Raw genomic sequence first — 26,823 nt, 5'->3', positions numbered from 1 at the left:
AGTGGAGCCGCCTGCGAGAATCGAACTCGCGACCTTCTCATTACGAGAACCATGCTTTATGCGCACTACCTGCGTCGTAATGCCGCGTGCGCGCCGTGTGTGCGCTTAGGGTGCCCGAATAGTCGACAGGGTCCGCCCGCCGTTCGTACCCCCACTGATTGCCCCCGCGTGCATTACACGTTGCGTAATACTACGCCGCGCGTAATAATGGTGTCAGAAGCAAGGAACACCACCAAGAAGGATCAGAAAAATGGCACAGTACGACCACACCGCAGAAGTGAAAGCCCTCCTCAACGCAGGCATGACCCTCGAAGAAATCTCCTCCGCCCGCCGCGAAATCGACATCGACACCTACAAAGACGGCAGCTGGGACGCTGTCACCTGGAACCGCCGCGACCAGCGCTCCTTCGACGCATGGGCAGAGACCAAGCTCCGCCAGCTCGAAGCAGGCACCACCGCCCCGCTGGCCACGGACCGCCAGGTCTCCTACATCATGAGCTTGCTCGCCCAGCACGACGGCCAGAACGTGACTTGGTTCACCGCTGGCCCGACCGACCCAGCCGAGGTCGCCAAGATGACACGCAAAGACGCTTCCACCTACATCTCCGCCCTCAAGGGCGAGTAGCACCAGAAAGGAACCGCCACAATGACTACCTACAGCAGCGCCTACTCCTACGAAGAATCAGTCGTGATCCCCGCCCTGGGCGATGACGCCGGCGACTACGACACCCTCGCTATCGCCCAGGACATGCTCGAATGGGTCACCATCCCCTCCGGGGAGCCGGGGTGGGACGACGCCAACAAGTCCGGCATGGTGGAGCGTGCCGATGTGGATTTCTGGGAGGTCGCCGCCACCCACTGCAACGACGGCACCGCCCAGCTCGCCCGAATCGTCGCCCTCGACGAGACCGTCGCCGACCTCGAAGACAAGCTCGCTGATGCCAAGGCCCGCCGGGACGAGGCCGCGAAAAAGGCTGTGGAGTCCGGTGTGTCAAAGTACTCGATCTCACAGGCCACTGGGCGCACTATCTCGTCTGTGCAGAGGTGGGTGCAATAAGAAAACCCCGCTTACGCGGGGAAGTCGAGCCAATCTCACTAGGACTATGGCTCACCCCCGCTAGCGCGGGGAACACCACAAACAATAGCACAAAACACAAAAAAGACCCCCGCCCTGTCGTGTAGCCAAGGTGGGGGTCAAAAATTCATGTGTCGTCCAATGTGTGCGCCTGCCACTCCGGGAACGTCAACAGCGTCGGCGGCGGCAGGGTGATGTTGTTCTTCACGGCCCAGAACTGCAGGTCCCGCCAGTACTCCGCTACATACAGCTGATAGTGGTAGTGACTACTATCCCGCGTTCTTAGATCCGCGATCTCCTTTTCCAGGGTCTCAATTGTCTCCTCTAGGCGGTCCAGGCGGCGCGCATTCGACCGCTCGTCCGCAGCGACCGCTTCCTTTTTCCGGCGCTGCACCCACCTAGAGAACGCGCCTAGTACACCGCCGTAGTCCGCAGCAGCTTTGGATACTAGGCCGGAGAATGTTGCCAGAATAATCCCGAGTACGAGCAGGAACCCGGCGGGGGTTTTAGTTGTTTCGAGTAGCTCGATTAGGTCTCTCGACTCCACCATCGCCCTCCCTGTTGTCCATAATCGCTATACGAATCGTCAGCGACCCAGCCATCACCCCCCACATCGCTGCCGCCGCCAGATACCCGGTGAAAAACCGCCAATCGTCCAACCCGCCGCGCACGACGTCGTCTACGACGAGCACGGAGAAAGCGAGGTAGACACACATGGCGATGATCTGCCCGACCCGCAACACCCGTGGGGCCTGAGCGACAAGCGCGGCAGTGACAAGCGCGGCGACTATCAGACAGGTGATTCCCCAGACCATCGCGGGTGTGTATTCACCCAGCTCGAAAGCCCCCATGCCGGGTTTGGGGTTGCCGCAGATGTAGTCCGCGCCCCGCGACGCAAGCTGAAAAGCAAAAATACTGGTGATGATCGTGTCCTTCTTCGACACAGCACGCATACATCACACCCCCTGAACCTCGTCTGGGTAGGCGGTGAACCCGTCGTACACAGGCTCCGGCTCATACGCGGGCGCGGGCGCTGCTGCAACGTCAACACCGACGGGCTTCTCGTCGGACTCCCAGCCGGTGTTCATCGCGGCCATGCCGCCGCCGATGATCGCTGCCAGTGACCCGGCCTGCGCTACCCACTGGTCCACCTGGTCTGGCTGCGCCCACCCGAGCACGACCGCTGCCAGACCGACGAGGGTGGCGACGAGGTAGATAGCTTTGCGTACTACCCATGGGGTGCCGATGACAGCGCGGGGTTTCGGGGCGCTCCTGGGTACACGGTGAGTCATTACTACTTCTCCTTCCCAAAGAATGCGGTGAGCTTCTGCCAGATGGCGGGAAGCATGTTTTTGTGCATGTCCTCGATTTTCCGGTCGGTCTCGAGGACGAACCCAATGAGGGTGTCGCGGAACGGCTCGAGCTCGCCGTCGCGGTCCCGTACGCGGGTCTGGAAGCGGTGGGTCAGCTCGTGGTGAATGTCACCGACCATCTCGAAAAGACGGTCCTGCTGCTCGCTGCTTAGTGCCATGAGTGGGCCTTTCTGTGAAGTGTTTTTCCTGCCAGTGAAGATTTCGCGGAGTTGGTCGACGCTGCCCTTAAAGGCGTTGACGTCGATGGGGTATTTGTCCCCGACGACGCCCTCGGACCCGAATTGGAGAATGTCGGGTTTCCGGTCGCCTAGTGGGTAGGACCAGCCGCGGTGTTGGTCTCCCCCGTCGGCTGCGTAGGTGTCGCGGGGGTCGCCCTTACGGTTCCGGCCGTAGTTGGACACCCACAGGTAGCCGAGCCCGTCCATGGACGGTTCCCCGCCGGGCATGTGCTCCCAGTACCAAGCGCCGGAGTAAATGCCGGGGACGTAGTAGCCGCGTCGTTCAAGCTCGCGTTTCGCGGCCCACACGTCGCCCTTGGTGAGCAGCTTCCGACCGTTGCTGCCTACGGATTCGACGTCGATCCACACACCCAGGTCTTTACGGCCCCCGAGCTGCCTGTCAATCACGTCGACCTGCTGGGCGATGGTGCTGCCCTCCGACGGGGCGCGCAGATACCAATAGGTGGACACAAGCAGGCCGTGCTTCTCGGCGTCCGCCAGGTGCGACTTAAAGAGGGGGTCTTGGTAGGTGCCGTCGCACAGGCGGATGATGACAAATTTCATGCCGTCCGCTTTGACTTTCGACATGGGGTAGTTTTTCTGCCACCCGGAAATGTCGATACCGAAAATCGTGCCCTGCGGACCAACCCGCGTCGACCCGGACGGGGCCGGTGCCGGGGCGCTGTCGCCGCCGGGGCTTGGGGCGTTATCCCCCCAGAATCTCGTGGGATCGATGTCGTGCCCGCCGATACGGCCCGGACGTGTCCACAGCTCGCAGTGAGCGTGGGGTCCGGTGGACTTTCCTTCGTTGCCGACCTCGGCGATTTTCTGGCCTGCCTTCACGTGGTCGCCTGCTTTGACGAGGATCGAGCTGTGGCGCATGTGCCCCACGATGAAGTCATACGGCTCGCTAATTCCCTCAATCCAGACCCAATTGAAGAACCCTTCGACGCTGCCGGGTGCGCGCTCCTTGCCCTGAATCACCCTTCCATCGAATGGGGCGTAAATCGGGGTGCCGACGAGGGCCGAGAAGTCGATACCCCGGTGCTTCGGTCGGCTCTTCGTGCGATACCCACTACTGATCCTGTAGGTACCGCGTTTCAGCGGTAAATACATGCGTTTTCCCTCCTTTTGGGCATGAGTTAACCCCCTGCCGGTGCGCGGTCAGGGGGCTTGTGTGTGGGTGGTTAGACTCGTTTGTAGAGTGCGGGGACGGCAGACGGTTCCCAAGCTGTCTGAAAACTGCCTTTCTTATTCGAGTCGGTACCACGTCAGGGTGCCGCTGACATTGACTAACTCTTGTTTTTCGCCTGCGGACATGACCGCCCCGCCGCTAAGTTGATTGCCGTTAACCATCGGCTGTAGCGAGCACCCAAACACGCTAACGATGCTGGCATACGGGGTGCGATCTACTTTGAATACACCCACGGCTTTCTTCCACCCTGCGGGGATAGAAACGTCCCGGTCCGACGTAGTGATTTCGACGGTGCGTGTTTCTGGTGTGCCGCCGAGCCTGCCCAGCAATTCAGTGGTGACTGCCATGCTTATACTCCTGTGATCCTCTCAAGTTCCATCGTGTCTGTGTTTAGCCAGTGGTCGCCGACCACGGCACCCCTGTCGGCGATGTCTGGTGGGCACGGCCCGGGTCCGCTGAACAGGGCCGGACGGCGGGTCACCTCGTTTTTGGTGGCGCGGGTGGCGACCTGCTCCCCCAAGCTGTCCAACTCCGACACCACATTCCGGCCGGAGATAATCACCGGGGCACCCGTTTTGCCGATGATGACTGTGCCACGCTGCTGCGCGACACCCTCGTCGGTGGCGTCCACCCCGACCACCACGTGCTGGTTCTGTTTGACTTTGGAGTAGGAGCCTAGTGCCGCCGAGTCGGTACCGCTGGCCTGCGTGGTGTAGCCGAGCGCGACTGCGTCGGTGTTGGTGGCTTTCGCTCCGCGCCCCCACGCGACCGCCCCTGTGCTGGACGCGGTGGTGCTGGTGTTGCCGCTTTTGAGGGTGTTGCGCACACCAACACTAATGTCCGACAAATCAGACACAGTGTGAGTGTGCGTCGCGGGCGGGAACGTGTCAGGCTTACCGGAGATCCCGTCCCATGTTGTTGTTCCGGCCGGGCCCTGTTTTCCGTCGGGACCAGCAATGGCTGTAAAGGGGACACGACCACCGGACCCATCGGGCACGTACATGACCCGCCCGTCTTTTCTAAGCGGCGAAACGCTAAGGGTAATTCTCGCTTCCTCGGTCGGGTTGAGCACGCGCACCGCCGGGCCACGATCCACACAATCCACGATTAGCTGGGTTGTAAGGATCGATCCCTTAATATTTCCAGGGGGCGGCGAGCCTACTGAAAAAGGGTTACTGGCTTGGGAAAAATCATAGATTCGTACCTCATCGCAGCCGGTGGCGGCGACGGTGAGCACAGCCCAGCCCCTATAGTCCACCACATACCGATCTGTAGACCCCGGCCTAGTGGCATATTGCCAGCCCGTACCAGACGCGACAAGACCGATAGGTTCCGTTACACCGGCCGGATTCGCCCCGGTATTGATCCACAAAACATCGTTTCGTCCCGGGTCAGACTCCGACGCAATCACGCCCATACCCGACGCACCCTGCGGACCGGTATCGCCCTTCTCGCCCTTATCGCCCTTCAGGTTAGGAGACCTTACCCCGTTGACTTCCAGCTGGGTCCCGATCCAGCGGGTCGACCCGGCGATAGTCGCCACCCGCTTTGCATCGTTCGACGCCGCCTCGGCGGATTCAGCAGCAGCGTTTTTTGAGCCTTCCGCATCCTGCGCGAAACCTTCCGCCGCCTCGGCGGATTCAGCAGCAGCGTTTTTTGAGCCTTCCGCATCCTGCGCGAAACCTTCCGCCGCCCCGGCGGATTCAGCAGCAGCGTTAGCGTGGTTGATCGCTTTCCGCGCGATTTGCAGGTCTGCACCAAGCTTAGCCAGCATCGCGTCGAGCTCACCGGCGTGAGCTTCCCCACGGGCCACAGCCAGCCGGATGCACTCCTCCAGCGTCGCGGATTCCACATCGGGGACAAGCAGTCGCACCGACACATCGGGGTGGCCTACCGCCGCCACCCCAATCACAGCCGGCCCCGGCAAGCACTCGAACTCGAGGTGTCCCCCGGTCACCTCGACCTCGTCCGGGTGATCCGTCACCAACCCGAACCCGGCCGGGCGGGGCCGAGGAGCACGCAGCAGCACCCGGGACACATCAACGGCGCTACCGAGAACGTCCTTAATTTCACCACTAACACGAACCATCCTGTCCTCCTAAAGGTAGGCAAAAGAAAACCACCCCCAGGGGGGTGGTGAGCGGGTCATTTCTTGACGTCGGGGAATATCCAGGCAGTCGCAGCTTTGTAATAGCCGCCCAGGTTGTTAGGTTTCATGTTGAAAAACCTGTCGGACGATGTGATAGTTGCGGCTTTTACGTCCGTGTCACCATTTCTGGTTACAGCCATCACCCACACGGCCCCGGTCCACTTCCCCCGCGCCTCGAAATTGATTGCGCCACCACCAATGTTTGAGGTGAAGTAGAGATTTGCTAGGTCACCGCCGTAGCTCAGCGTCCCCTCAGATCCCGACCACATACTGGCACGCCCCTCGTCAACGTGGACCATGCGAGGCATACCCTGAATCACAAGGTCCTGGGCATGGAGAGCCGCAGAGTTAGCCGCAGAAACCTTCGTCTGCTCCTTTTTGAACTTTTCGTTCAGCCGGTTAATTTCACGCTGCTGCTCCCACAAAAGAGTATTCGCCGCCATATACGAATTGAGAAGCCCCGGCGGCGGAGCAGACCCAGAGGACATGCCGATAATCTGACTGTTAATCGCGGCGAGCTGCGACACAAGGTTTGCCTGCGAAGCCCCGCTTCCACCGAGGAAATCCCGAATCGTCCGTAAATCCGCTGCCCGTTTCTGCGCTTCAAGCTCCAACCCGCTCTTACGAAGCCGAGCTTCAGTAGCGATCGCTTCCTCGCGGGCGTCCGATTCCCTACGCACCGCTCTAGTCGCAGCACGCGACACCGCCCGCACCGCGCCTTCAGCTTCGCGGCGCTCTGACAAAATCTTTTGATCATTCTCCCGGTTAGCCGCAAGACGGCGAAGATCATCCGAGACAGGTTGCCCGCCGACTTGCGCTGTGGCTGTGCCGTCCCCATTAAAACGCAGCTCGGTCACCAGCTGATCCGGCAGGATCCGCCGCCACAAAACGACAGGCTTCCGGTCATTGACCCGCACATCAACCCCCGGGACCAGGCGGCCGAAACCAGCCGGCCCGATCTCACGCTCGAAGAACTCCCGCCCGGCGGTACGCTGCGCCGCCTCATCGAGGATCTCCTCGACATTCGACCCACCATCAACCGCGTTGATCTCGGCATCGACGCGAGTAAACCGGCGGGCAAGACGCCCCGGTTTCCGCCGCTCCGGCAAATCAGCGACGAAACCGAGACGGCGTTCATCCTCCAGCTCAGGCGCATCGAAATCATCCGGCCACGTGACCGTCCACGCCCCGAAAGCGTATGCAGCCAGTGGCCGCATCACCGACAGTTCCCCACCATCAGCGATAAGAGCAGCATCAATCACGGTCCACCTCCTCAACGCACACACGGAACACCGGGTGCTGATAGGTCGTTAGCACCGGCTTATCTTTTTCAGGATCGATACCTGTCGGCACAAGCATTGGCGCATCGCCTGGCCACCACAGCTCCGTCCACACATTGACGCCCGCCGCCTCCGCGGTAGACGCGAAGGTGTCCCACAAATAGTCGTCGGTGACAGGCATGACCACACGGCGCCCATCAGCGGACGGGACGGAGTAATCCACGACCAGGTGCGGATCGCCCTCCCACCCTTGAAGAGCGTTCACGGCAGCGAACGACTGGTGGCACAAACGGCGGATAGCAGACACCGCCGGACCTTCGATCGTGTACCCGTCAAGACGAGTAGCCATCTCGACCGGGGCATAACGGCGGATAGTTTCGTACGCCCCGCCGGCGTCACCTTCCCAGTTTTCCCAGAAAGATTTATGCCACGTCCACGGCACAGACGGCGCGGGGTGAGCTTGCAAAAGCGACGTCGACGAGACCCCCTCGATCGTGAGAGTGCTGGGGGCGTCGGCCGGGCCTTCGGCGCGGGCTTTGACCACCTCGTAGGCAAGGCGGCGCCCGGGGAGACACACCACGACGAAAAAGTTTCCTTCCGTGGCCGGCACGAGGTAGCCCTCGTCATCGAACCGGCCGAGGTCTTCAGCAATCAGGTAGTCCACGGCCGCGTTCGTCGGCGCGAGCTTACCCCGCGCAGGCACAACCAACTCGAGTTCTGCGTCGGGGGCCAGACGGCGTTCAGCCGCCGACATCGACACCGGCGGCGGGAGCTGCACAACCGGGACGCCGTCGCCATTGCACAGACCGATCCACCGGCCAGTGTCGGCGACCGCCTGGTCGATCGTTTCCCGTGGGATAGGCTCCACCATCGTTACCTCCATGGAGTGCTGAATCCGATGTCGTACTCGAGGCGAGCCCCCGAGAACATCGTGTAGGTGCGCTCCTGCCCCGGTGGGACAGCTTCAGCGAAATAGGACCGCCGCACCTTTTCCCACAAGACTCGGTCAGGATTGCCATCACGGTCACTGACGAGCCCTGATTCAAGCGGGTCGGAGTGGAATACACGCTCCTCTGAGCCAGCGTCCGGTAGGACTACCGACGCCCCGGAGGGCATCGTTACCGCCCCGCCCCTGCCGGACCAATAGACCCTCGGCCATACATAGACATGTCCTCTATTCGTCACTGTGACGTTATTAGTGCCGGATCCCCGCTCCCAAAACACGCCATCATCAATGACATACGGAATGTCCATCGGGATTCGCCGCTGCAACAACGGCGACCGCTGCGGCGCAGGCAGACCCTCATCACCAAGACGACACGCGAACCACGTCATGGGGCCGCCTTCTCGACGCAGCTCGAGACGCCCGGCCCGGTCGTACGACCACGCCGACACCCACGCCGGATAGAGCTGCTCCATCGGCACCACATCACCAGGGTCAAGTAGGACCCGCAGCACACCAGAGACCGGCTCGACCCCGGCCGACCCCGGAATGACGACTTGGCCGGGGACACCGGCCAGCCGCACTCCCTCGGTCGCCCGCACACCGGCGAGCCCATCGAGGCCGCCTTCTAGGAGCACCACGCCGGCTTCACCGTAGGACAGGTCCCACGACCGGCCATGTGGATCGACGTAAACCACCTCGTAGTCCACTTCCTAGTCTCCTTTCCTATCGGGCGCGAAGGCGCATCAGGTCAGCCGGGCCAGGCGCTGCGGACGCTTCCAACTTCTCGACGCGCAGCTCAATACCGTCGAGCGACCCCAACTTCTCGAGCATGACGTCGACCTCGGCCGCCGAGTAAGCGGCCTTGTCGGTAAACGCCAGCTCGATACGTGAGGTTTCACCGCGGGACACTCGCTGAATATCGACCGCGTTTTCACGCTCGAAATCAGCCAGCGTGCGCAGCGCCGCCGCCACCGCCGGGTCCTCCGCGCGTAGCGACTCCGCCCGGTACTTCGCTGACGCAGCCGCCGAATCCAGCGCAGCCGCAGAATCACGCAGCGGACGGACCTTGTCCTCCAGGGCGACCTCGTCCGCGAGATCTTCTTGGTCGCGCTTGCCCTTCCTGATCTCGTTCTTGATAGAGGCCAGGCCCTGTTCGAACTTGACCGCGTCCAATGCGCGACGTGCATCCCCGAGAGCAGACCCCTCGAAGAGACGCGCGGCATCTTCGTCGCGGCCAAACACATACATGGTCTGGGCCTTTTTGACCAGGCGAGCCACCTCGTCGTCGTCCACACCGAATCCAGCGAACTCGGGTCGGGCCTCGAGCTCCGCGATGCGGGCATTGACGGCACGCAGCGATGACTCCGCGCCCTCCTTACCGCCACCGAACCGCCACACAAGCGACAGGTTGTTCTTCACGCTCGAAAGTTCCGCTTGGAGCTTCGCCTTCTCGGCATACAGGCGCGCCACTTCCTCACCGACATACGCCTGTGTCTGGTCAAGACCGAAAGTTTTCCCAGTCATAAGGGCCAGCATTTCCGCCGCCCGACTAAGGTCTTCGGACGCGCGTTGAGCAGCACGCGCGGCGTTCCGGTGAGCATAAGACGCTTCGATCGCTTCCATCGTGGCGCGCTGAGCATTTGCCATACGGGTAAGTTCAGCCGCATCGACTTCAAGCTGAAGCGCTTTCAGTTCCGGCGTGAGCGTTTCCTGCCATTCCAGGCGCTCGTCCATCGCCTTCCATTCGCCGTACCGGTAACGGTCGTATTCCAGCGAAAGGTCCCGATAATCCCGACGTGACCGGCGCATCTCTTTTTGCATTTCCAGTTGGAGAGCCGCCCGGGCGTCAGCTACCTGCCGGTCGCCTTCCAAACGGGCCCGGATCATTCCCGCCGTAGCGTTCCGCGCGTCCATAGCCGCCTTCGTCTGCGCGATCGCAGAGCGGACCAGCTGGATTTGCAGATTAGCCACCATCTGCTGCTGCTTCGCCACCAAATCGGTGAACTCACGCATCGCAGACACAGAGTCATGCAGTGCTTCAGCCGAGGCGAGGCGCGCGGAATGCACCGCGCCCACGACCCGGTCGACAATATCGATGACCTTGGTCACTACCTCGATCGCGACCTTGATTGAATCAACGACCTGTCCGACTGAGAGTCCCGCCGGCCCCGCGACTGCGGCAAGCGAGATAAGGGCATCAGCGGCCTGCGGAACATATTTGCGCACCTGCCCGGCGGCGTTGATCAGCCCGGCGTTGATCTGGGGGGCCACATCGAACACGAGCATGTCCAGTGCCCGCGCGGATGCTTCACGCGCGCTAACCAATTCGGATTCAGCCTTCGAGACGGACTCGGTGGCTTTCTTCAGATCTTCAGCGCGCTTTTCGGCGGTTTCTCCCTCCTTAACGCCAATGTCTTCGCGGACCCTGGCCAGTTTCTTTTCGGCGTTGGCGACCTTCTCCTTCGCCTTTTCTTCAGCCTTCGATTTCTTATCCGCGTCCTTAGATTCAGCCTTCGCAGCCTCCTCAGATTCCTTCCGCGCCTTCGCGAGCGCTTCCTCCGCATCGGCAAGCTTCCGCTGATCCTTCACAGAGATTTCCGGCGCATTCTTTTTCAGGTCCGCCAAAGCTTCGCGGGCTTCGAGCAGCTGGCGTTCCTTTTCCACGATCGCAGCAATACGCGATTCATACCCATCCCGGGAGTCGACGAGCTGTTTTTCCGCACCAAGCGCGGTAGAGAACACGTCGGCGGTCGTCTTCAGGCCGACCAGCTCGACGATTTCCGTCGCCTGGGTAGCCGCCGCGCGGGCAGCGATTCCCTCGTAGGTGTGAGGATCAGCGATCTTTTCGAGTTCGCGGACAGCAGGCTGCATAGCCTTATCCACACCGGCGACGAACCCGTTCCAGTTCCGAGTGTTGACGAGCTCGTCAGCCAAACGGCGAAGGTTCGCGTTGAGGTCTTCGCCGACCCGGCGCTGCTGGTCACCAATAGGCTGCCAGAAACGATTCCCCGCCCCGTAGGTACCACCGTCGGCGAAACCATGGGGGGCAGAGATAGACGGGCGACCCTTACGCGCAGCGCGGTTCATTTCTTCCACCGCACGCGGGCCACCAACTGCCCGAGTCCACTCCGGAACCATGATCGCTTCGCCGCCCGACAAATCAAGGCGCCCGCCGGTCGGAGACCAGAAACGGTGAATATCCCGGCCCGGGGTATACCCCGGAAGCACACCACCGGCGGCGTACCCGTGACCATGACCCCACATGGTCGTGAGATCACCGCCGTAAGTCGCCCGGTAGTAGCGCAGAGCCGCGTTCATGTTCGCCCACGGATCTTTACGGTCGTTCGGCAGGGACGGATCGCGGTACGACGCGAAAGTCCCCGGAATGATCTGTAGCAGACCGACACCGGCAGATTCGCCCGTTCCGTTCACGTCCACAATTTCTTGTGCCCGGTTCGGGATGCCGCCGGATTCGGACATGATCTGTGACAGCATCGCATTAACCTGTGCCGGATCGTCGGCGTTAAAGCCGTTCCGGCGCATCGCAGCCATAGCCATGTCACGCCACGATTCGGCGTTACCGGCGGTACCGGCGGACCCGAAAAACGCGCCCACTTTTTCCTTCACGAAATCCCACGCCGACGTCGCCAATTTCTTCAGCATCGCGAACGGCAGCTTCCCGATAAGGCCAGGACCTTCCCATTTCGGGAGCTTATCGATCACCCCGTCCCACAACTTTTTCGCGTGGGCGCCCACATCGAAGAAACCGCCTCCACCGCCGTCTCCGCCGGGGAGGAATTCTCCGAGAATGGAGGCCATGGTGTAGCCGCGCGGGAAGCGGGTGGAACCCCATGCTCGGGGGCCGTAGATAACGCCATCGCCGCCGCGGGATTCAGCGTTCATACCCGCCAGGGTTCCCGCCATGTGGCCGTCCATGACACCGATGGTCACGGGGCCGGATAGGCCACGAACGAATCCGAAGCGGCCCGGGTTTGCCTCGAAACTGGTGGTGTTGAACAGTCGACCGGAGCGCCCGGACCGTCCGTTAATTTCGTGGACAATGCCGGACCACAGTCCTGAACAGTCCCAGGACGGGTTGCCAACGCCGCCCCACTGGTAGGGCTTCCCCTGTTCGCGTTTCATGAATGCGTCGGCGCGGAGAATTCCCTCCGACTGCTGTTCTTTTTGTTTTGTGTCGCCGTTAGGGTAGACACCACCCTTCTTGAAGGCGAATTGTGCCCCCTCCCCTAGCATTTTAGCGACCGCAGCTTTGCCGCCTGTCCGTGCGGCGCGGTTGAGAGCTTCGATGGACTTAGTGCCCACGGCGCGGGTGAACTCGGGGCGCATGATGGCTTCACCGCCGGAGAGTGCGACACGTGTCCCCGTACGTGGGTCGATCATGTTGTAAATGTCACGTCCCGGGGTGTAGCCGGGGAGGATACCGCCCCGGGCGAAATCACCGAGACTTCCGAGCGAGATTTCGGAAAGCTCGTCAAGACCGGTGAATTTCGCCACCAGGTTCCAGGCCTTACGGATTCCCTTGTTGTAGACCGTATCGACCACAAAGCGGACCGGCTTCGCAGTCGCGGACCGGATACCGTCCCAGATCGACCGAATCGAATCAACGGCGGTGCGGAACCACCCCTTGACCTTATCCAGACCATTACCGATCGCATTGAAGGCAGGCGTAACTGCGTTATCTACTACCCACCGGATACCGGCGCCGAGCGCGTCCCAAGCGGGGCGAATGACGTTATCCCAGATCCACTGGAAGAACTGCCCCACAGCACCGAATCCTGCCTTGATGGCTTCGAAAGTCGGCTGCAGGATGTTTTCCCACATATTGCGCGCACCGTTGCCGACGGAGTCGAAGGCGGGGCGGATCACGGAGTCCCAGACCCACAGGATTCCTTGGCCGAGCAGAGACCACGACGTTTTGATCTGCTCGATGTATGGGGCAAAAATGTTGTCCCACAGCCACTGGATGACTACTGCGATTCCATCCCAGACCGGCTTAATGACATTGGTCCACACCCAGGCAATGCCCTCGCCCAGGCCCTGGAAAGCGAGCTTGATACCCGTAAACGCGGGGACGAGCACCGTCTGCCACAGCCACGTCGCAGCGACCGAAATCGCGTCCCAGGTCGGCTTGATGATGTTCGTCCATGCGAACTGGATCGCAGTAGCGAGCACATCCCACACCAGCTTGATACCCGTAAACGCGGGGACGAGCACCGTCTGCCACAGCCACAGTCCAGCTGCGGCGAGCGCATCCCACGACGGCTTGATCACGTTAGCCCACGCCCACGCGATCGCAGTCGATAGCGCATCCCACGCCACTTTGATTCCGTTCCACACAGCGATCGCCACATCGCGGACCGTGAGCAGGTAGCCAACGTACATGCTCGTAGCACCTTCGCTAAGACCGAAAAGGGTCCCGCCGGACACTTCACCGGTGAACAGAATCTTGAAAACTTCGCCGACGGAATCCTTGACCATCGCGAAGAAATCGAACAGCGGCTGCAGTGCGGTACGCACGCCCGCAGCGAAGCTACTGAACCAGGTCTTAGCCGCCTCAAGCTTGTCACGCACTAAGTCCATGAACTTTGACCACAGTTTCCGGCCCGTCTCGGTCTTGGTGAAAAACGCCGTCAGCGCCGCAACAATCGCGAAAATTGCGGTGATCGCGATACCGAGCGGGTTATTCTTCAGCGCGGTATTGAAGAAACGTTGAGCGATACCCGCTGCCTTCGTCGCCCCTTCGTAAAGCTTCGTCGCTTTAACCGCGCTGGTGAGCCATTTGACGAATCCGCCGGCGGCAGCGATCTTCATCTGTGCGTTAATAAGTGCGAGTGCAGTCGCTGCACCTGCGAGCCCAGCGGCCAGGGGCACGAGCCACTGCTGGTTGTTTTTGACGAACCCGAAGAATGCGGACACCACTGTGAGGGTGGCGTTGAACGCGGAAGACAGCAGCTCGACGGCTGGAACCATGCCGTTGAAAATCTTGGTGACAACGGGCTCCAGGGCGAGCATCGCCTGCAGCTTGAACTGGTCCCACAACTCGGCGAAGTCCGCAGTCTCCTCCGCCACACTGCCAATGGTGTCGCCGGACGCACCGATCGACTCCATGAAGTCGTCGTAGGCGAACGCGCCGGACTCGACTGCCGCGACGAAACCGGCGCCACCACGGGCACCGAAAATGGAGTTAGCTAGGTCGATGGCTTCCGCCCCCTTGCCGGCGCGGGTGAGCTCATCGATCTGCTTGATCATGTTCCACAGCGACTGCTGCGGGTCCTCGCCATCCTTAGCGAACTCGCCAAGCGCCTTCGTCATGGACTGCATCGTCTTATCAGCGTCAAGACCAGCCTTATCCAGCGCACCCAACAGACCGGCGGACTCGGTCAGGTCGAACCCGAATTCTTGGAGTGCCGGGCCAGACTTAGTCAAGTTGTTGACCAACTCGTTCATTCCGCGTCCGGTAGCCTGCGAGATTTGGAACAGGGTATCCAGGGCTTCCGGCGTTTTCTCCGCCTCGATGCCGAACTGAGTGAACGCACCAGTGACGGCGTTCACGTCGGCCTCCATGCCCATGCCCTTAAGCTGCTGGAACTGCGTAGTCAGCTTCTCCAGCGGTTCCCCGGTGACACCAAGACGGGTATTCAGGTCAGCCAGGGTCGTACCGATCTCCCCGAGATCGCCACCGACACCGATGGAGTCACGAGCGACGTTACGCAGCGAATCCTGCAGCCCTTCAAATGCAGCACCAGACGCACCAGTACCCACACGAATAGTGTCGTAAGCCTCATCGAATGTGGCGCCAAGATCATAAGCGGCCTTACCAGCCGCGCCGACAGCTGCACCGATCGCAGCGGCAGCCACCGCCACGCTCTTCAGCGAGATCTCGAAACCTTTCGAAGAATCATCCGCACCTGCCACGGCACGCCCGTACTCGTCGGTGGCTTCCGCCCCGACCTTCGTCGCGTTCGCAGCTTCCTCAGTCTTGACCTTCAGGTCCTGCTGCGCCTTCTCGTGCGCCTGAGTAGCAGTTTCCGCTTTACGCAGAGCGGCTTCCTCGTCGCGCTTCGCCTTCTCGTAGGCTTCAGTAGCCCGCAGAATATCCGACTGCTTGGCGCCGGCTTTCTCCTGGACCTCGGCGAGCTTCGCCTGCGCCACCGACGTTTTACCGGCGGCATCAGCCACACGGTTCCACGCACGCTGCTGCGCTTCAGCAGACCGATCGACCGCCTTCTGCGCCTTCTCCACCCCGGCTTCGATACTGCGGGCGATCTTCTCCCCGGTCTCCTTGCCGGACTTCTCGGCCTTCTTCCCCATTTCGTCGAAGAAGTTGTTGAAGGACGGCAGGATCGGCACGTAGACAGCGTCACCGGCGGAGCCGATCGAGGAGCCGAAAGCCATGGTAGGAGCCTCCTATGCAGACGAAGGTGGAGCGAACGAAGGGGCGAGCCCAGACAGGTACTCGAGAGCGGCGCTGCGATCAGATTCAGCGACCCGCCCATACTTGGTGGGGGTGTTCTCGGCTTCATCCCACGGTGTATCTGGCCACGCGGGCAGATCACGATGCTTTTTCACACCGGCGGACGCGCGCGTGTAGGCGGCGGTGCGGACCATCTGGCCGGCGATGAGCCACTGGATCTGCCGGTCAAGAGTCCACAGGCGCCCGTTGTTGATCGCGCGGTGTAGCGCCGAGTCCTCCGGGAGCCCGTCGATGAGCACCTCCAGGCGACGAGTCGTAATCTCGCCGCGGTGAAAGTCACCGACGGGGTCGCCGCCGTAATGGGCGCTTAGCGCTGCTTCGCACGCGCGCGGGTATTCGGCGAGTTCCGCCGGGAAGGGTTTTTTGCCTGCTCCTCGCCGATCTTCTCAAGCGCCCAGCGAAGCAGCACCACAGGATCCACGCCCGCCTTATCGGCAGCAGCCGTGAAGTCCTCAGCCTGGTCGCCAAGCATGAGCTCGCAGAACTCGGTGCGGAACTGCGAGAACGTGATCAGTTCGTCTTCGACGTCTTCCTGCAGCGTGTTCAGGCGGTCGTTCCATTCTGCAGACTGCAGACCAGGGGCAGCGACCTGCCAGTCCTTCCCGAAACCAGGGATAGTGACGGTGCCGCCGTCCGCGCCGATCGCTTCGGACCGCTGAGCAATCAGATCATCGAAAGAGCCGAGGTCGCGAAGCTTTTTCGTGTTTGCACTTGCCATTTTGGGTTTCCTTCCAAAAACTTGTGGGTTTCAGGGGTTAGCGGGGCCCAGGGCGAAACCCAGAATTCCCTGGGCCCCTATGAACTACTGGCTGGTGTCGCCGGAGGTTCCCGGGACGGTATCGGTGGTATCGCCGACACCCGGGTTACCGGCGGCGGAACCGCCCGCACCGGCCGGGGTGTGCCACTCGCCGAGGTCGTGCTTCGCCACCTTGGAATCGGAGATCAGGCCGGCCGTGCCCGGCTTCCAGCCCTCCTTGAAGCGGCGAAGGATGGAGTAGCCGAACTCGTTGTCGATGTTGGCTTTCCAGGTCATCGGGTAGCCGACGAGCTCGCCCTTCTGGTAGGTCACATCGGACGGCTCCACGACGGAGGCGTTCGGCAGCCAGAAGCGGCGGTGCTTCTCACCGTCGAGCACGTCAATGCCGAGACGGAAGCGGAAGTCCTCCGGCAGCTCGCCGCCCTGGGTGAACTCGACGTAGCCCTCGTCTTCGAACCACTCCATCTTCTCGGCCGGCACGCCGTAGCGCATAGCGGTAGCAATACCGCCGATGGTCCACAGGGTCGCCGAGAAGGTGAACTCCTCAGAGGTGATGGATTCACGGATCGGAGAGTTCGTCTGCCACGGGGTGAACGACTGGGTCTCGCGGGCGATGGCCTCAGACAGGCCCTCGTCGCTCATCCAGCCAAGCGCCACGTACGGTGCGACATACGGTGCCATGCCCTCCGGGGCGTCGGTGCCTAGCGGGCCGTAGGTTACTTGGCCGGTGACGCCGAGCTGGAGCAGAGAGTCGTTGTAGTTCGGCTGCGTCAGATCGACGCGGAAATCGGTGGACGTAGGAGAAGTCATGATTTGGTCCCTCCTTTAGGGAGTCAAGCCGGAACGAGGATCTCGGCGGTGAGCCCGATCCGGCGGGTGTATTGGTTTCGATCCGGCCACTTTTCGGGCCGGGAGACCTCGGTGGCCCGGGCACGCCCGGACCGGAATTGATACAGGTGGGCGCGCAACTTGTGGGCCACAACCATCGATGTCCCTGCGCGCCACTGTTCCGGGGAGACGTAGAGGTTCACGTCGACGCCAACGGCATCGACACCGAGCCCCTGCAGGAAGGGGGCGCGGCGAGCTGGTCCGGCGGATTCCAACTGGACAGCCGGGAGGTGCTTAGACGCGAAATCGTGCGGGAGCTCGACAAAGACAGAGTCGACCCCGGCGAACTGCGCAATATGGGCGACTAACGCCGGATAGATGTCCATAGCGGTTATTCCCCTCTCGCGGCGCGTCGCAGGGCGTTAATCCGCTTGACGCTTTCTGATCCGCGTTCTTCTTCGATGTTGTCGGAGATCACGTCGACCACAGCGCGCCCACCGGGACGTGTTTTAGGTTGCGCCCGGTAGTTCGCACTCCCGCCGTTCTCTCGCGATATTTGCGTGGCCCTGGCCACGAGTCGTTGCGCTGCTTTGTCCAGCGCCCCGGACTTCGCGACCGCTTCATTAGCTGCACGCCATGTCTCTTCAGATGGTCGCCATTTAGCCACGCACCACCTCCAGGACTGCTTCGACGTGGTGGACAACGCCGGGGTTGAACGGGTCAGGCCAGCGGCCCGGTTCACCCACGACGTCGCAGACCATCACCCCGCCGACACGTACTTGTGAATCGGCGGCCAGGGCCGGTAGGTCTGTGCCTGGTGGGGTGATCAAGATGAAGCGGGACACCGTTGTTGGGCGCTCCACCCCATCTTCAGATGACGAATCGGGTTGGACGGAGACCAGAAAGTCGACTGGTGCCCACTGTGGTTGTGACCAGTCAGCGACCGGCTCCGACGAGTATGGCGATGACACATACCGCGGGCCCGCCACTTCCAGACTCTGGTTGAAGATGATTCCTGGTTCGGTCATGGCAGCGGCCCCAAACGAATCTGGTCGATGATGCGCCATTCCGTCGACTGCGGCGTTACGGCACCAGGTGCACCCACATTGATTCGCCCCACGGTGTATGCCTGGCCTGGCGCTGCGGCACGCCCAGCCATTGAGCGCACTAGCGTGAGAATGTCTCCCGGTGGTCCGGCGTAGCCGTGCCGCACTGTCGCCGCGATACGGCGAGGCCGCCCACGCTGGTGCGGGCGCAACTCACTGATCCACAAGGTGCCGTCCGGCGACCAGTCATTCGGACCGATCACGATCGGCTCCCCATCGACGGTGACCGACTCGACCGACACAAGTCGCTTCGTCGGCAGCACCACAAGGGGATCGCCGGGGGCATCCACAGTAAGTGTCTCGTCGCGCTCCGGCCACACATGCCAGTCAGCGAGCCGCCGAATGGACTCGACGGCAGCGTTGACCGCTTCCTGGGTCAGCGACGACGCACCGGGAAACGATTCGGGGGTGAGTCCGTGATCCTCTGCGATCGTGTTCGGTTCGGTCACGGGTCACCTCCTGTTATTTCGTTGACTTTGTGCGGGAGCGTGGAGTCGCCTTCGGCTGCTCCGGTGTGGTCGGCTTAGCGCCGATCTTGAGTTCGACGGCATCGGGGTAGTTGCGGTTGACGGTTTCTTCCGTCAGTCGCAGTACTGTTTCCCGGCCGCCGATGTTGACGCGGTATGGCTTAAGCGTTGCCATGTTTGTTCACCTCCTGGTTAGGCTGCTGCCGGGACACCCGGAATCTCCGCGCCGGCAAGGGAGCCGGTGACGAAGGCGGCGGGACGCTCAACCATCAGGCCGAGGCGCTCCTCGGCGCGCAGAGTGATGAGGTTCTTCTCGAAGTCGTCCATGTTCGTGTTGGTGGAGTCGACGCGCAGGCCGCTCTTGCGCAGCACGGTCGCGCCCTGGCGGAAGTTTCCGAGAATGTAAGTGCCGCGCTGGATGGCCGGGGTGTCAACGGTGCGCAGGCCCCACATCTCCGGATTGAGCTTGATGCCGCCCTGGCCGTACTGCCCCATGAACGGGCCGCCGGCGAGGTACTGGCCGTTGCCGTCCTTCGCCAGGCGCACACGAACGTAGTCGGCGGTGTTCATCACCAGCGCGTCGGCTTGGAGGTCGGTGAACTCCGGAACCTTCTGGGAGGCGATGAAGATGCCATCGAACAGGTCGCCGGCGATGTCGTGCTGCTGGACGCCCTCACGGTTGAGCAGGCCGGTGAGGTTCGTACCTGCGCCATCGCCGTTGAGAAGCTGGGCTTCCTCGACGACGGACAGCTCGTAGATCAAGTTGTTGTTGATCCAGGAACGCACGAAGGTGAGGTCCTGTGCGGTCTCGTCGGTGATCTTGGTAAGCGCGGCGATCTTGGTAATGCGCTCGGTCTCGATGTCGAAGAGGTTAAAACGCACGTACGGTTTGCGCGCGCCCTCGGCGACGGTAGCCGGCGCTCCCTCGGCGAGGCGCGGGGTCTTCTCCACAAGGTAGGAGATTGCCTGGGTCTGGGGTGCGACCTGGGCGGAGCCCATGAGGTCGGCGATGACAAGCTTGTCGCGCTTGGCGTTGACGATGTTGCGGCGGTACTCGGTCACCCAGGGGGCGAAGGCGCCTGCTTCGGAGTCGGTTGCCAGCGGGGTGCGGAACGGGTCGTCCGCCGCGCGGGTTTCGTAATCCGGGGTGGCAGTCTGCAGCTGTGCGCCGCCAGCCTGGCGGGTGATGAGGTCGCCGGCGTGCTTGACGAAGTGCTCGCCAAGGGTCGCTGCGGCACGATCTGCCGGGGTGTCCTCTGGTCGGTCCTCGACGGATGCGCCCTTGACGCGGTCGATGAGGTTGCCGGCCTTGGCGGCCTCCTTGATTTCGGAGTCGACCTTGTCGTACTCGTCCATGAGGGCGGTGGTCTTCTCGTAGACCTCCGGGGTCATCTTCTCGCCGTCGGCGGGGATCAGGTTGCGCGCCTCCGCCAGCAGGGCGGAACGGCGCTCGATGAGAGACGTAGTCATTAGGAGCCAATCCTTTCCATAAGTGCAAGACGCGCCCGGGCGTGGAGCGCGAGCGCGTCGGTTGTGGTGTCCCTGCCGGATTCGTCAGGGGTGGGGGTGGGGGGCGGAGACGCCTCCCGGTGGTCGGTTTCGTCGGCGGCTCTGACGAGCGCGTCGACAACTACCGCTTCGGTCGCGGCGTCGAGATTGGCCTGCTTCACAGCGGTCAATAGTTCACGCGCGGATTTCGCGGAGACGATTTCGGTGTCGCGGTTCGCCCCGATCGGAACGACGGACACTTCGTAGAGGTCCACTTTGCGGACCTCGAAGAGCTCTTCACCGTCGACTGTGGCCATGCCGGCATCGACGTAGTTGAACGCGAAGGACATCTCCGACAGTCGGCCCTTGCTGATCAGGTTGAATACCTGAACAGCTGTGGGGTTGTCCATGTCGAGATCGGCGGTGATCTTGAGTCCGCGGTCGTCTTCGATGGCTTCGACGACGCCGCCGATGTTTTTGAACGGGTCGTTGAAGTCGTGGCCGTAGAGCAGCGGGATTGTCTTCCCGCGCTGTTCCCAGTCGGTGAGGGTGTCGGCGAAAGCACCGCGTCGCACAACGTCACCGTAGGAGTCGACGGTGTCGAAGACGGAGGCGTACGCCTCGATGCGTCCCTGTGGCAGGGTGCCTTCGGCTACCGCTTCTGACGCTGCAGCTGTGTCAGGGGCGGGTGCTTTGACGGTGATGTCGGCGTTGAAGTTTTTCAGGCGCATAGCCCCTCCTTTCGAGTTGTGGCCGGGGATCTCCGGCGGGTTGTCGTACCAGGCGCGGATACGGGCTTCGGTCCCCTCGGGTGCGCTGTCGCGTACCGCGCGGGCGAGGCACTCGTCGATGCCTGGGTCGCAGACGTGGAAGACAGCCCCGATCCCTTCGAGACGCTCGATGGTCACGGCCGACGGGTGGGAGTTGATCAGCCAGACTTCCCCCGGTTCTGTCTCCGGATCGAGAAGCCACCCCATGAATCCACGTCGCAGCGCGAGCGTTGCTTCAACCGCTGCATCCCGGTGAGCGGGGTCGTCACTGCCGGCGATCACCGCAGCGATGTGGTCGAAGTCGAACCGTGGCACACCAGGTGCGGCAGCCTGGGCTACGAATGTGGATTTGCCGGCGCAGGGTGGGCCGACAACGACATGGACGGTCATGGCTCCACCTCCAAGTCACGGTGGCAGACGCAGACTTCGAGTCCGGTGCGGCGCATCATGGCGGCGATGTGTTCGGCTGCGAACGGTGAGCGGTGCCACCCGGCGGAACAGGCAAACGCGACCGTGAACGACGGTGACGTTTTGGCGCGCTCGTAGATCATCGCGGCTGCGAGCTGCAGCCAGGACTCGACGAGCGGGTTAGCCTGCATGATCACCTCGGCCGTCGCCGGTGCCACACCTGGAAGGTCGTGAACAATCGGGGACGGGTCGGGAAGATCAATGCAGTCGATGTGCACATCAAACGGCATCGGAGGACCGTTGGTGATGCCGTAGGACACGAAGTGGATCATCGTGGCGCCTCCTCGTCAGCATCAGCTGGAGTGGTGTATCCGTCGTCGGGTCCGGTGGAGACATTCAGCGGGACGATGAGCTCGTCACCACCGTCGACCTTCGGCAAGTTGTTCATCACGCGGGCCTCATTGCGCGTCATCCACGGGCCACCCACAGCCGTCGAGGTGACCGCGGCTTGCTCCTCGAACCGGCCCCGCAGGCGTTCTTCGATGTTGAACTCGACGTACACCTCGTCCGGATCAATGGTGTGGTCAAGCGCGGCTAGGCGCGGCAGCAGCTCGAAATTGATCAGCTCCTCGATCTGCTTCATCATCGGGCCGAGCGAATCTCCATAGAGCGACTGCCGGAACTCCCTAACGTTGGAGTAGTTCGCGTTATCAAGCAGGCCCACCATCGTCGGGTTGATGTGGTACACCTGCGCCACCGTCGACAGGGACAACTTGGTCATCTCCGCGACTTGTTCGTCCTGCGCCTTGAGGTGGAACGGCTTGAACTCCATGCCGTCTTCCAGGACTGGCACCCCGCCGGCACCGGAACCAGATCCGGCGTAGGTGGACTGCCACGACTGCTTGAAACGGCGCCGCGCAACCGCGTCCCACTTCGCGTCCTGCGGACGGGTAATCACACCACCAAGACGTGGCCCGTTGTGCCACAGCTGTGCTCGGTACGCCGCAGACTCGATCTGCTCTTTAAGCACACCACGCAACGCGTTAATCGGCGAGTCGCCATAACGCACTGACGATGGCGAGTACCCGTGCGAGCGGATGATGCGCTCCCCCGGCAACCACACCAACGGTTCACGGGTCGGGAAGTTCACCGCCACATGCGTCAGGTGCCACGGGTCGGACCACTTGGTGTGGGCAATCCATGCCGGCGGAATCCGGTACATGCGGAACCGGTCAGGGCGCGCTGGGTCGTCGTCGACGTACCAGACGAATTCGTCGTACAGGCAGAAGTCCATGACCGAGTCGAACAAGAACCGGTAAACGGTCTGGAACTCGTTGGGCTTGTGCATCAATGCCGCAAGATAGCTGTCGCGGACGCGGGCGCGCCCACCATCGTCCATCCGCTCATAGACGTGCAGTGACACCGTGGCGACCATGCGGGCGATGAAACTGGTGACCGTGCGCAGATGGGGCTGTTCATGCCACAGCTGCTCGACAGTCATTTCCGGCACTGCGGCTGCGAGATCCACGAAGTCAATATGGGTCTCGTAGTTGGTGTCGGCGGGCGCGTTCAGCGCCGACCGGCGCAGCCCTAGGCGTTCCAAGATGCCCATGCAGGTGCCCTCCCTTCAATCAGTCACACAATCAGTAAGCCGTCGTCATCACCCGAGTCGGTGTCTTCGCCCGACTCCTCGAGCTCGTCGTCCCAGTCCTCGTCCGCGTATGCCGACACGAACTGGTCCTCTACCCGGTGCCCCATCCACCACGCGATGTTCGTGGCGATGAATGGTGCGGCGTCACCGGTGGAGCGCTCCCGGTCCCACAGCGCGACGTCGCTGAGCTTGCGGTCGCGCACACCGAGCGCTGAGGACTCGAGCAAGGTCGGTTCGTCCATTCCGTCAGCGCGCCCCGGGTGGCGGATAAGACCATCGCGGATAGCGGAGGTGTAGGCGAGCACAGAACCGGTCATTGCGGCGCCGCGCCATTCCGCGACGTCGATGCCGGCCTCCGCGAGCAGCGGAACGAGCACAGTCGCCGGCGCATTGCCGGTGGACTGCAGCCCGACTTCGCCGGTGAACCACCCGCCGCGGCGTTCGTTCAACCATTCGGGCACCCACCCGAAACCAGCGCGCGACGCGACTACCTCGACGTGCCACATCCCATCCGGCCGCGCGAAGGCGACAGCGATATGAGTGCGGCGCGCTTCGAGCGAGCAGTCAATCCCGACGTGTACTTCCGCCCCCTCGGGCAGTTCCTCGAGCGGATCTGCCAAGGCTTCCCACTGGGCGGACGTGAACTTGCCGGGCTCGGTGGATTCAACCCACTGGCACAGGTACTCGGTGCGGAACGAGGACTCGTCGGCGTCCGGGTCCTCCGGATCGAGTGCTGCACGTGCAAGCGCGGCCATGTCTTCTTCGGTAGCGTTGCCCCACCCGAGAGACGGGTTCGCTTCGAACCAGCCATCGGGGTCGAAGATCGACCGGTCCGGTTCAGCGGACCACTCCATCAAGCACAGCTTCTCCCGGTCGGTGGTTCCCTCCTCGATCGCTTTCAGCGCGAGGTTGCGCAGTCTCCGCAGCACAACTGAGCGGACATCGCCTGCATTCGAGAACGTCCAGATCTGGTTGCGTGGGCGTTCCTTCGTGGTCGGTTCGATCGCGTCCCACATCTCCGAGGTGCGGTGCTGACGCAGCTCATCGAGCATTGCGAGGTCGGCCGAATATGAGCGACCAGCGCCGCCTGCCGCCACGACATACCACGACGGCATCGCCCCGGAAATGTCGAGCACCCCCTCTAAACCTGGGGGCACGCTCGCCAACTCGATCTGGTTTCCGCCGTTGACCGTGCGCATGTACGGCACCCAATTGCCACGCTCCATCCTGTACGGCAAGTACTTCGCCAGCACCGGTGACCGCACCGCCATCTTGAACGAGTCCCCTAACGACCGTTCCGCGTTGGACAAGTTTTGAGCTGACGACAGGATCTCCGAGGCACCATCGGCGAACAGCCGCCACAGACCTAACAGGTCCATGACCACGGTTTTGCCGTTCTGGCGGGCCACGAGCACCACCACTTGGCGGAACCGGTAGTCGTAGTACCGCTGCGGCGGTGTCTCCGGGTCGAAGCAGTCAGAACCAGGCACCGTACGCATGTCCAGCTCGAGCCCATGAATCAACACGAACTTCTGCCATGGACGTAGCGTCAGCCCGAGGATGTTCTCGGCGAACTCGATCACTTCGAAACCGAGTGACGTCGCCGGAGTCAGTTCAACCAGCGGCGGGGTGAAGATGCGTGGCTCTGGGTTCCCTTTACGCCCTGCCACGGCGAGACCGCAGTGCGGACAACTCGTCGCTTACACGCTGTGTGGGCGTGGTCTCACCCGCAGCTTTATCACCTTCACCAGACGGTATCTTCACCGGCGTCAGTCCCAGCTCAACGAGCGCTTTGAGCAGATGGGGTCCAAGGTAGAGCGCTTTGGTCAGATCTTGGCCGCCGACTTCGGCGGCAGCGTCAATGGCTGTCGCGTATTGCAATGCCAGATCGACAGCGGCCTGGTCTTTGTCACCGATGGCATCGCCGGCGGCGGCGACGCTGGCGCGCACCGAGGCGCACAGTGTTGACTCCATGCTTGGGGTTCCTTCCATCGTCCGGATTACGCGCGCGCGTGCGCGCGATGGGCCCCTCACCGCGCGTGGGGAGAGATTGCCTCCGCCCCCCTCCAGTTTTCGGCGGTTCGTGGTGCCGTGATTGTCAGGCCCCCTCCCCCTCTGGTGGTGGTTACCAGGTGGTGGTGGTGGGTCCGATTTGGAGGATGTCGTCGCGGGCGCCGCGGGAGCGGTTGCAGGAGGAGTGTGCTGGGCGGAGGTTGGTTTCTTCGAGGGCGAGGTGTGGGTAGTCGCGGCGTGGGAGGTAGTGGTCGACTTCGAAGGAGTTGGGGTGGAGTGCTGCGGCTTGGTAGTCGATTGGTTGTCCGCATAGCCAGCAGGGGGCGTGGGTGTTTTCGCATTGTTGGCGGTAGCGTTTTCGGAGTTGGACTGCTTCGCCGGTGCGCCAGAGGTCGGTGGTCACGTGGGTGCTCCTGGGAATGTGAAACACCGCAGCCGTTTGTGGGCGTGCGGTGTCGTCGCGTCGATTGTAGCAAATGCCGTTTCAGTGGTTGTGGGTTTACACCTGTTCGGGTGCTTGGCGGGTGATCCAGGTTTCGATTTCGGACCAGAGGTAGGTGTTTTTTCCGCCGCGTTTTTCGGTGGTGATGTGGCCTTTTGAGCGGTGTGTCCAGAGGCGTAGGAGGTCGGGTGTGACGTTCATTTGGTAGTCGGTGTGGAGTCGTTGGCAGATGGTGGTGGCTGTTTGTCGGGGTTCTTTTTGTGGGTGGGTTTTGGTGTATCCGATGGCGCGGTGGGTGCGGTGGGTGTAGCTGGTGAGGGCGTCGATGAGGTCGTCGGTCCAGTCGATGGTGTGGGTGATGGTGTGGGCGTTGTCTGCGATCCAGGTGGTGAGGGCGGGGCCGTGGGTGGTGAGGGGTTGTCCGGGGGCGATGGTGTTGCGGAGGTCGGTGGTGATTTCGTGGAGGAATTGGTCGAGTTCGATGGAGAGGAGGATGGCGGTGTGGTTGCCGGGTAGTTGTGGTCCTGGTGTGGCTTTCATGACGCGGGCGGTACGTGTGCGTCCGCGGGTGGTTTTGGTGGCGTTGAGGAGGACCAGGGCGTGGGTGAGGTTGGTGGCGGCGGTGTGGAGGTCGTGGGTGTCCTGGTCTGGGTGGGTCATTGGTGGTTGGGGCCTTTCGGTGCGGGTGTGATGGTGATGGTGGCGTGTGGTTGTTCGGTGAGGAGGTGGCGTCGTTTGTGGACGGTGAGGTGTGTGATTTGGGAGTCGTCGTTGTAGGTGATTCCGGTGAGGGCGTCTTCGATGGCTCGTTGGAGTTTGCTGCTGTCTGGACGTTGGATCATTGGCGGTGGTGGGTCGGTGCGCATGGCTTTGGTTCGGGGCATGGCGAATTCGATGTCGAGCTGGACGGGTCCGGTGATGAGTTTGGCGTTTGCTGCGGTCATGGCTTGGCGGGCTACGAGTGCGACGGTGCGGCGCCAGGGTGCGAGGTCTTTGTTGGTGTCGTAGGTGTAGCCATGTTTTGAGACGCGGTGGTTGCCCTGGACTTGGGGGACGCCGGGGACGGTGAAGGTTATCAATGCTGTTGCTTTCGTGCGGTGCGGTAGGTGCGGATGTGGTGGGTGAGTGTGAGTGCGCCGTAGGTGGTCAGGAAGATCACGAT

General features: G+C 62.2%; 28 protein-coding genes. 2 read left to right on the top strand and 26 right to left on the bottom strand.

Annotation, left to right across the window (positions count from 1 at the left end):
* Positions 1-250: 250 nt before the first annotated feature.
* Together M3G19_RS08430 and M3G19_RS08425 are read left to right on the top strand one after the other, a co-directional pair.
* A complete protein-coding gene (locus tag M3G19_RS08430; protein WP_259902171.1) occupies positions 251-625 on the top strand; it encodes a hypothetical protein in 375 nt (124 codons plus the stop codon).
* A 21-nt stretch (positions 626-646) separates the two neighbouring features.
* On the top strand, positions 647-1,057 hold the full coding sequence (locus M3G19_RS08425; protein ID WP_259902170.1) for a hypothetical protein: 411 nt from the start codon (positions 647-649) through the stop codon (positions 1,055-1,057).
* Between the two features lie 145 nt (positions 1,058-1,202).
* Here M3G19_RS08425 and M3G19_RS08420 read toward each other — a convergent pair whose 3' ends face one another.
* The 26 genes from M3G19_RS08420 to M3G19_RS08295 form a co-directional block, all read right to left on the bottom strand.
* The gene (locus M3G19_RS08420; RefSeq protein WP_259902169.1) at positions 1,203-1,625 is read right to left on the bottom strand and encodes a hypothetical protein; all 423 of its coding nucleotides are present in this window, start codon (positions 1,623-1,625) and stop codon (positions 1,203-1,205) included.
* Positions 1,582-2,019 carry a hypothetical protein gene (locus M3G19_RS08415; RefSeq protein WP_259902168.1) on the bottom strand — a complete coding sequence of 146 codons (438 nt, stop codon included), beginning with the start codon at positions 2,017-2,019 and terminating at the stop codon, positions 1,582-1,584. The genes M3G19_RS08420 and M3G19_RS08415 overlap by 44 nt, the downstream gene beginning before the upstream one ends.
* A gap of 12 nt (positions 2,020-2,031) precedes the next feature.
* Positions 2,032-2,367 carry a hypothetical protein gene (locus M3G19_RS08410; protein WP_259902167.1) on the bottom strand — a complete coding sequence of 112 codons (336 nt, stop codon included), beginning with the start codon at positions 2,365-2,367 and terminating at the stop codon, positions 2,032-2,034.
* A gap of 2 nt (positions 2,368-2,369) precedes the next feature.
* Positions 2,370-3,782 (bottom strand): peptidoglycan DD-metalloendopeptidase family protein, encoded by a 1,413-nt coding sequence (locus M3G19_RS08405; protein ID WP_259902166.1) that lies wholly within the window; start codon positions 3,780-3,782, stop codon positions 2,370-2,372.
* A gap of 135 nt (positions 3,783-3,917) precedes the next feature.
* Positions 3,918-4,208, bottom strand: coding sequence for a hypothetical protein (locus M3G19_RS08400; protein ID WP_259902165.1), 291 nt, complete (start codon positions 4,206-4,208; stop codon positions 3,918-3,920).
* A 2-nt stretch (positions 4,209-4,210) separates the two neighbouring features.
* Positions 4,211-5,950, bottom strand: a complete 1,740-nt coding sequence (locus M3G19_RS08395; protein ID WP_259902164.1) for a hypothetical protein — start codon at positions 5,948-5,950, stop codon at positions 4,211-4,213.
* A gap of 56 nt (positions 5,951-6,006) precedes the next feature.
* Positions 6,007-7,272, bottom strand: coding sequence for a hypothetical protein (locus tag M3G19_RS08390; RefSeq protein ID WP_259902163.1), 1,266 nt, complete (start codon positions 7,270-7,272; stop codon positions 6,007-6,009).
* A complete protein-coding gene (locus M3G19_RS08385; protein ID WP_259902162.1) occupies positions 7,265-8,161 on the bottom strand; it encodes a hypothetical protein in 897 nt (298 codons plus the stop codon). Before M3G19_RS08385 ends, M3G19_RS08390 begins: the two co-directional genes overlap by 8 nt.
* 2 nt (positions 8,162-8,163) lie before the next feature.
* Positions 8,164-8,943: a hypothetical protein gene (locus tag M3G19_RS08380; protein WP_259902161.1), complete on the bottom strand. Its 780-nt coding sequence runs from the start codon at positions 8,941-8,943 to the stop codon at positions 8,164-8,166.
* Between the two features lie 16 nt (positions 8,944-8,959).
* Positions 8,960-15,652, bottom strand: coding sequence for a phage tail tape measure protein (locus tag M3G19_RS08375; protein WP_259902160.1), 6,693 nt, complete (start codon positions 15,650-15,652; stop codon positions 8,960-8,962).
* Between the two features lie 12 nt (positions 15,653-15,664).
* Positions 15,665-15,970: a hypothetical protein gene (locus tag M3G19_RS08370; protein WP_259902159.1), complete on the bottom strand. Its 306-nt coding sequence runs from the start codon at positions 15,968-15,970 to the stop codon at positions 15,665-15,667.
* Positions 15,971-16,038: 68 nt separating this feature from the next.
* Positions 16,039-16,449, bottom strand: a complete 411-nt coding sequence (locus M3G19_RS08365; protein ID WP_259902158.1) for a hypothetical protein — start codon at positions 16,447-16,449, stop codon at positions 16,039-16,041.
* 84 nt (positions 16,450-16,533) lie between these two features.
* The gene (locus M3G19_RS08360) at positions 16,534-17,298 is read right to left on the bottom strand and encodes a hypothetical protein (protein WP_259902157.1); all 765 of its coding nucleotides are present in this window, start codon (positions 17,296-17,298) and stop codon (positions 16,534-16,536) included.
* Positions 17,299-17,321: 23 nt separating this feature from the next.
* Positions 17,322-17,702: a hypothetical protein gene (locus tag M3G19_RS08355; RefSeq protein WP_259902156.1), complete on the bottom strand. Its 381-nt coding sequence runs from the start codon at positions 17,700-17,702 to the stop codon at positions 17,322-17,324.
* A 273-nt stretch (positions 17,703-17,975) separates the two neighbouring features.
* Positions 17,976-18,344: a hypothetical protein gene (locus M3G19_RS08350; RefSeq protein WP_259902155.1), complete on the bottom strand. Its 369-nt coding sequence runs from the start codon at positions 18,342-18,344 to the stop codon at positions 17,976-17,978.
* A complete protein-coding gene (locus M3G19_RS08345) occupies positions 18,341-18,871 on the bottom strand; it encodes a hypothetical protein (protein ID WP_259902154.1) in 531 nt (176 codons plus the stop codon). Before M3G19_RS08345 ends, M3G19_RS08350 begins: the two co-directional genes overlap by 4 nt.
* A 13-nt stretch (positions 18,872-18,884) precedes the next feature.
* Positions 18,885-19,064, bottom strand: a complete 180-nt coding sequence (locus M3G19_RS08340) for a hypothetical protein (RefSeq protein WP_259902153.1) — start codon at positions 19,062-19,064, stop codon at positions 18,885-18,887.
* A gap of 17 nt (positions 19,065-19,081) precedes the next feature.
* Positions 19,082-20,359 (bottom strand): phage major capsid protein, encoded by a 1,278-nt coding sequence (locus M3G19_RS08335; protein WP_259902152.1) that lies wholly within the window; start codon positions 20,357-20,359, stop codon positions 19,082-19,084.
* Entirely contained in the window at positions 20,359-21,537 is a 1,179-nt protein-coding gene (locus tag M3G19_RS08330; RefSeq protein ID WP_259902151.1) for an HK97 family phage prohead protease, read from the bottom strand. The genes M3G19_RS08335 and M3G19_RS08330 overlap by 1 nt, the downstream gene beginning before the upstream one ends.
* Positions 21,534-21,887 (bottom strand): RNase adapter RapZ, encoded by a 354-nt coding sequence (locus M3G19_RS08325; RefSeq protein ID WP_259902150.1) that lies wholly within the window; start codon positions 21,885-21,887, stop codon positions 21,534-21,536. The genes M3G19_RS08330 and M3G19_RS08325 overlap by 4 nt, the downstream gene beginning before the upstream one ends.
* A complete protein-coding gene (locus tag M3G19_RS08320) occupies positions 21,884-23,167 on the bottom strand; it encodes a phage portal protein (protein ID WP_259902149.1) in 1,284 nt (427 codons plus the stop codon). The genes M3G19_RS08325 and M3G19_RS08320 overlap by 4 nt, the downstream gene beginning before the upstream one ends.
* Positions 23,168-23,190: 23 nt before the next feature.
* Positions 23,191-24,876, bottom strand: a complete 1,686-nt coding sequence (locus M3G19_RS08315) for a terminase (protein WP_259902148.1) — start codon at positions 24,874-24,876, stop codon at positions 23,191-23,193.
* Complete coding sequence (locus M3G19_RS08310; protein ID WP_259902147.1) at positions 24,863-25,180, bottom strand: hypothetical protein; 318 nt, start codon at positions 25,178-25,180, stop codon at positions 24,863-24,865. The genes M3G19_RS08315 and M3G19_RS08310 overlap by 14 nt, the downstream gene beginning before the upstream one ends.
* Positions 25,181-25,331: 151 nt before the next feature.
* Complete coding sequence (locus tag M3G19_RS08305; protein WP_259902146.1) at positions 25,332-25,622, bottom strand: HNH endonuclease; 291 nt, start codon at positions 25,620-25,622, stop codon at positions 25,332-25,334.
* Positions 25,623-25,718: 96 nt separating this feature from the next.
* Positions 25,719-26,321 carry a hypothetical protein gene (locus tag M3G19_RS08300; protein WP_259902145.1) on the bottom strand — a complete coding sequence of 201 codons (603 nt, stop codon included), beginning with the start codon at positions 26,319-26,321 and terminating at the stop codon, positions 25,719-25,721.
* Entirely contained in the window at positions 26,318-26,740 is a 423-nt protein-coding gene (locus tag M3G19_RS08295; RefSeq protein ID WP_259902144.1) for a RusA family crossover junction endodeoxyribonuclease, read from the bottom strand. Before M3G19_RS08295 ends, M3G19_RS08300 begins: the two co-directional genes overlap by 4 nt.
* Positions 26,741-26,823 lie beyond the last annotated feature (83 nt).

This window comes from Corynebacterium sp. p3-SID1194, from assembly GCF_025144155.1.
Taxonomy (GTDB): domain Bacteria; phylum Actinomycetota; class Actinomycetes; order Mycobacteriales; family Mycobacteriaceae; genus Corynebacterium.
This window is presented reverse-complemented; position numbering and strand designations above follow the sequence as displayed.